Origin of the sequence: Sphaerotilus sp. (assembly GCF_041083715.1) — a bacterium.
GTDB lineage: Bacteria > Pseudomonadota > Gammaproteobacteria > Burkholderiales > Burkholderiaceae_C > Sphaerotilus.
The window spans coordinates 5,086-11,285 of sequence record NZ_JBFPGY010000102.1 but is presented as its reverse complement, the minus strand read 5'-3'; the positions used below and the strand labels follow the sequence as shown (position 1 = coordinate 11,285).

The 6,200-nt window shown below is 62.2% G+C and carries 4 protein-coding genes and 2 pseudogenes; 1 reads left to right on the top strand and 5 read right to left on the bottom strand.

Features of this window, described 5'->3' with window-relative positions; translation table 11 throughout:
* The 5 genes and pseudogenes from AB3X43_RS05050 to AB3X43_RS05030 all read right to left on the bottom strand — a co-directional run.
* Positions 1 to 509, bottom strand: a pseudogene (locus AB3X43_RS05050) (hypothetical protein); the annotation flags it as partial.
* A gap of 41 nt (positions 510 to 550) precedes the next feature.
* Entirely contained in the window at positions 551 to 1,975 is a 1,425-nt protein-coding gene (gene epsF / locus AB3X43_RS05045) for a chain length determinant protein EpsF (protein WP_369428778.1), read from the bottom strand.
* Between the two features lie 139 nt (positions 1,976 to 2,114).
* Positions 2,115 to 2,960 (bottom strand): polysaccharide export protein EpsE, encoded by an 846-nt coding sequence (gene epsE / locus AB3X43_RS05040; RefSeq protein ID WP_369428777.1) that lies wholly within the window; start codon positions 2,958 to 2,960, stop codon positions 2,115 to 2,117.
* Between the two features lie 3 nt (positions 2,961 to 2,963).
* The gene (locus AB3X43_RS05035; protein ID WP_369428776.1) at positions 2,964 to 3,956 is read right to left on the bottom strand and encodes an EpsD family peptidyl-prolyl cis-trans isomerase; all 993 of its coding nucleotides are present in this window, start codon (positions 3,954 to 3,956) and stop codon (positions 2,964 to 2,966) included.
* A 484-nt stretch (positions 3,957 to 4,440) separates the two neighbouring features.
* On the bottom strand, positions 4,441 to 4,665 hold the full coding sequence (locus AB3X43_RS05030) for a hypothetical protein (RefSeq protein WP_369428775.1): 225 nt from the start codon (positions 4,663 to 4,665) through the stop codon (positions 4,441 to 4,443).
* Between AB3X43_RS05030 and AB3X43_RS05025 the strand changes: the two are divergent.
* A pseudogene (locus tag AB3X43_RS05025) lies at positions 4,658 to 6,200 on the top strand (heme utilization protein); the annotation flags it as partial. The gene AB3X43_RS05030 and the pseudogene AB3X43_RS05025 overlap by 8 nt on opposite strands.

Sequence of the window (6,200 nt, the reverse complement as noted above, 5' to 3'; positions counted from 1 at the left end):
ACAATCAAGGTGCGACCTCCGAGTTGCGCCAGCACGACGCCCAAATTGGCCACCAGAAATGTTTTCCCGTCCCCACTCTCCGGACTCGTCACCGCCAGTGCTCGCTTGGGTTCTTGTGGACTGAAGATGCGCATCATCAGTTGACTGCGAATGGCACGGAACGCCTCGGCTTGCTTGCCAAAAGGCTGTGCGGCTGCTACCAGTTCGCGGTGATTGCCGCGGCGACTTTCTGGAGCGTATGGATAGTTGAATTGTTGACTGAGCGCGAAAACAATGTCCGAGTCGGAAACCAAGCCAAGTTTGACGGCCGATTCTCCAAAGCGCAGATTGTTGGTTCGCTGATATTCCAGAATCTGATTGACTTGATCCTGTGTGAGGCTTTTCGTCTCTCGGATGATGTCGCCGATGCTGCGGTCTTGATCAATGGTGCTGTGCACATCGTCTGTATTCATCGAACTGCTCCGATCATGATGAATACCTTTCTGGTGCGTCTGGGCGGCAATGGTCATGTTGGGGTCTCGGTCAGCGCTGTCGACAGGTGTGCGGGTGTTCAGGTTCCCGGCTTCGGCAATCGCTTCAGGATATTGGTAGGCAGAACCATCGGTGAATTCCGTCCGGATAATTTCCCGTGCAGCGGCTTCGGAATCATGCCCAGTACATAAATATCAAGACCTGAAGTCAGGTCATCCAGCGTGCGTACACGTCGGTCGGTTAATTCTCGGAGAATCGCGAAGCTCACACCCAGCAGCGTTCCGACAAATACACCGACCAAGATGTTCAGGATTATCTTGGGCGAAGAGTGCTCTGTTGGTTCATCGGCAGGTGACAGCACTGAGATATTTGTTTGATTGAGTTGACTTTCCAGACTGGTCTGGTTCAGCCGCTGGGTGACTTGGTCGTAGGCGCGTTGCGCGGCTTCTACGGCACGCTGCATGGTGACGGCCTCGTCGCGCAACGCTTTCAGTCGGAGTACCTTGCTGCGCTGGGAATCGAGGGCAGCCCTGGTTTCTGCTTCGCGTTGGCGGTTGATCGAACTGGTCACACCCACACCACCAGTGATCCGGTGGGTTTCAGTCTCAAGCCGCTGGCGCAATTCTCCGATGTTGGCCCGCAATTCCTGGACCAGCGGATATGCATCGCCAAACTTGGCGTTCATTTCTGTCAGCTTGGCTTCTTGGCGTGTCAGGTCGGCGCGTAGCGAAGAAACCAGGCTGTTGTTGATGACTTCCTGCATTTGGTCACCGGCGGTCCGGACTTGGGCCGAGTGGCTGGTGGATTCTGCAGCGACGGCTTGCAGTGTGACGAGCTGGGTGTTCAACTCGTTGAGACGCTGCGTTTCGATGTCAAAACGTTCATCCGAGCCTGTCAATCCGTTGGTCTTCTGAAAAGTTGACAGCTTTTCCTGAGCGACTTCGACGGCATCGTGCAGTTCCTTTGCGCGGGCATCGAAGAATTCGGTGTACTGCTTGGCTGGAGAAGCACGCAGTCCGACGCTGACTTCGATGTACGCCTGGACGAAGGTATTCGCCAATGCACTTGCAAATCGCGGGTCTGGGTTGGTGTAGCTGACGTGGATGACGTTGCTTTCCCTGGACGGCTTGACATCGAGTTTCTTCTGGAAAATGTTGGCAATCCAGGCCTCGAAACTGCCTTTGCCTTTCGTATCCTCATTCCAGCGCTTGCGCATCTCTTGGTTGTCAGTCAGGTGCAGTTTCTGCACGACACGCTGCGCAACTCGGTCGCTGGTCAAGATGTCCACCTGCGTAGCCATGTAGGACGGCGAGGCCATGGCATTCATCGGCATGCCCACGATTGGATCCGGCGAGCGGATATCGAGCACCACCGATGCCGTGGCGGTGTAGCTCTTGGGCATCAGCAGGCTTGCCGCGACGGTCGCGCCGATCGTCAGCAGTGCCACCACGATCGCCGAAATCCAGCGCGCTTTCAGAATCGACAAGAGTTGCGCAATGGTCATAGTTGGATCACACCCAGTGTGTAGTTGGCGCGTTCAAGGCAGACGCGTTGTCTTGTTGCGGTGTCGGCTTGAGTGCCAGGCCAGCCAGGTGGTGGCCGCGTGCTGACACGACCATTCCTTCTCTGATGCGCAGGCTGGGTCAGAACAGGCTCTCTCGCACATAGATCACGTCGCCATCCTTCATCGGGTCGTTCATGCCGGGCTGCAGGATCTCGACCTTGCCGTCGGCATTGCGGCGATGGACCCGCAGTCCCTTTTCCGTGCCGCGCTGGGTCAGGCCACCCCCGGTGGCAAGGGCCTGGATGACCGTCATGTCGCGTTCGAGGCGCATGGAACCCGGACGTTGGACTTCGCCGTAGATGTAGACCATCGGCATCCGGTCCACGTAGACCGTGTCACCGTTGATGATCACCGGGTCGTTGGTCTTGGCCGACGCTGCGAACAGGTTCGGCAGGTCGATCACGACGCGCAGCGGACGGCCGTCGCGGATGCCGATCAAGGTCACCAGATCGCTGCCGCCTTGGGCGATGCCGCCAGCCGTGGCCAGCAGTTCGCTCAGACGCATGCCGGTCTGCTCGATCGGGAAGCGACCCGGGCGGGTGACCATGCCCAGGACAGAGGCCTGGTTGCCGCGCACCTGCGTCACCAGGATGCTCACCTGCGGCTGGCGCACGAAGTTGCCATTGCGCAGCCCATCGGCGATGACCTTCTCCGCCTTCGGGACGGTCAGGCCGCCCAAACGGATCTGGCCCAGCAGCGGAAAGCTGATGCTGCCGCTCTCCGCCACACGGGTTTCCAAGGTCAGGTCGGCGTTCTGATAGACGCTCACGCGGATCACATCGCCTGCCCCCAGCACGTAGTCACGCTGGGCGTCGGACACCTGCGCCCAGGACAGCATGGGTGCCATCAGGATCAGAAAAGCGAACAGCACACGCTGGAACAAACGTGCGGACGGGGACGGGGTGGTGTGTGTCGTGAGCATCATGGGTTACTTCAGACCTGAAAGACCTTTTTGGAGAGCGTTGGCGTCCAGCGCATCGGAAGCACCGGCCGGTGGCGTCGGGGCGACGGTCGGTGCTTCGGCTGTCGTGCCCAGGGCGTCACCGGCAGCCGATGCTGCGGCAGCGAATTGGCCGACGTATTCGATCTTGGCAGATCCGCGCAGTTGCTTGATGCCATCGGCGACCAATTTGCGCTTTCGATCACTCAGGAGGAACTGCTCGATCGCTTTCCTGGCGGCTTCTTCGGTGACGGGCGCTGGCTTGGCGGATGCGACCAGCGCGGCGTTCAGGCCGGTTGGCGTTGCCACGATGACCCATTGGCCTTCGCCGACCTTGGCCAGCTCGTCAAGGAAGCCCATCGGGATGTTTTCCGGCGCCTGGGAGACACTCCGGGCCGCGAAACGGATGTTGGCCGCCTTGAGCGCGCCAGCAAGTTCCTCTGCATTGCGCAACGAAGCAATCTTGGCCTTCAGCGCGACCTTCTGGTCGGCATTCGCCTCGATGTTGAACTCCTGCAGGCCATAGATGCGGCGCTTGGAGAACAGCGCGGGCTTGCTGTCGTAGTAGGCCTTGATGTCTTCGGCTGTCGGGGCTGTGGCGGCATCGGCAATGCGGTCGGCATAGGCCCGTGCCAGGATGTCGCGGCGTGCCGCATCGATCGCGGAGACGATGCGCGGATCACGATCGAGCTTTTGCTCGACGGCCTGCTGGACCGCCAGTTCCTGGTCCACGAGACCGTCCAGCACGCGGCGGCTCATGGCCTGTGCCTGCTCGGGCTTGAGACCCTGCTGGCGTTGCAGAACGAAGTTGACCTGGTGAACAGAGATCTCACTGGAGTTCACCTTCGCGGCAACCTGGCTGGGGCCCTTCTTGTCGCCTTCGCCGCCTCCGCAGGCAGCGAGCAGGGATGCGGCGGTGATCGCACTCAGGACGAGCGAGGTACGCAAACGAGCGGTGGAACTGAACAGGGACAAGATCATGACTTGCATACTCCGGAGGCGAGTGGGTGGCCGATTCCGATTTGCTTACTGGTCGGCACTCGCAATGAAAAGGGTGATAAGCGGGTAAAACCGGTCGCAGTTTAGCGGCTGGAACTGGTGGGCTGCTTCCCCGGAACGCAGGGGCGGCGTTCATTCCCGGTTGCCACGTTAAGTCTGCACGGCAGGCTTTCACGACTGAGTTTCAGGTGGTGAGCCATCGACTGTTAACTGCCGAATGGCGCAAAAGTTCCGCATATTTTGACGCGGGCAGATGGATTGGCTGGTGCCGGCGGCGGGGTTGTTCTGGTATTTCATTCTTCGTCGAATGGATGGCACGAGATCCATGTTTGGGCCTTAAGTGAAAATTATGCAAAATTTGCACTTGACCCATTCTTTGTCCGGATGTGCGCTCTGCACATGCAGTGGAGGCGAGCGTCCCGCAGTGGATATCCAGTGGTAGTGCATGGTGGACGATGCCAGGGCTTCAGTTCCAGAAGTCGGTGTCGATACCGGGACAAGAGGAAGCGGTGATGTGGTCCATGACGTCAGCTTCCACCTCGGCACACTTACCAGGGCACCGCACCATGTCGACTGTCTCTTCCATCACTTCCACAGCAACATTTGCCGGGCTGTCGACCGCAACGATCGCTAACCTGACAACGGCGGAATGGGCGAGCGCCAGCACCGCCCAGATCGCAGCGTTGACCACCAGTCAGATCGTCGCCATGCAGACGGCGGATCTGGCGGTGCTGTCCACCAGCAACGTGGCGGCCTTCACCACGACGGGCCTGCGGGCCTTGTCCACCGCACAACTGCAGGCATTCAGCAGCGCCCAGGTGGGTGCGTTCACCACGGCGCAAGTCTCGGCACTGACGACCGGGCAGGTCGCCGCGCTGGAGACCGCGGACATCGTGGCGCTGGGCAGCAGCCAGTTCGCCGCGCTGGGCACGGCGCAGATCGCGGCACTGACCACGGCGCAGATCGGCGCGATCGAGACGCGCGACCTGGTCGCGCTGGGCACGGCAGCCATCCACGCCCTCACCACCGCCCAGATCGTCGCGCTGACCAGCGCGCAGGTCGGGGCACTGGGCACGACCCAGATCGCGGCGCTGGGCACCGCACAGGTGCTCGCGCTGGAGACGCGGGATCTGGTCGCGCTGGGCACAGCAGCCATCCGTGCGCTGAGCACGGCCGACATCGTGGCGCTGAACACCAGCCAGGTGGGCGCGCTGACCTCGACGCAGGTCGGGGCGTTCACCACCAGCCAGATCGCCGCGCTGGAGACCGCCGACATCGTGGCACTGGGCAGCAGCCAGTTCGCCGCGCTGGGCACGGCGCAGATCGCGGCGCTGACCACGGCGCAGATCGGTGCGATCGAGACGCGGGATCTGGTCGTGCTGGGCACAGCAGCCATCCGCGCGCTGGAGACTGCCGAGATTGCTGCGCTGACCAGCACGCAGGTCGGTGCTCTCACCACCACACAGATCGCTGCGTTGGGCACCGCGCAGGTGCTCGCGCTCGAAACCCGCGATTTGGTGGTTCTGGGCACAGCGGCCATCCGCGCGCTGAGCACGGCCGACATCATGGCGCTGAACACCAGCCAGGTGGGCGCGCTGACCTCGGCGCAGGTCGGGGCCTTCACCACCAGCCAGATCGCTGCGCTGGAGACCGCCGACATCGTGGCGCTGGGCAGCAGCCAGTTCGCCGCGCTGGGCACGGCGCAGATCGCTGCACTGACCACGGCGCAGATCGGTGCGATCGAGACGCGCGACCTGGTCGCGTTCGGCACGGCAGCCATCCACGCCCTCACCACCGCCCAGATCGTCGCGCTGACCAGCGCGCAGGTCGGGGCGCTGGGTACGGCCCAGATCGCGGCGCTGGGCACCGCACAGGTGCTCGCGCTGGAGACGCGGGATCTGGTCGCGCTGGGCACAGCAGCCATCCGCGCGCTGAGCACGGCCGACATCGTGGCGCTGAACACCAGCCAGGTGGGCGCGCTGACCTCGACGCAGGTCGGGGCCTTCACCACCAGCCAGATCGCCGCGCTGGAGACCGCGGACATCGTGGCGCTGGGCAGCAGCCAGTTCGCCGCGCTGGGCACGGCGCAGATCGCTGCACTGACCACGGCGCAGATCGGTGCGATCGAGACGCGTGACCTGGTCGCGTTCGGCACGGCAGCCATCCACGCCCTCACCACCGCCCAGATCGTCGCGCTGACCAGCGCGCAGGTCGGGGCACTGGGCA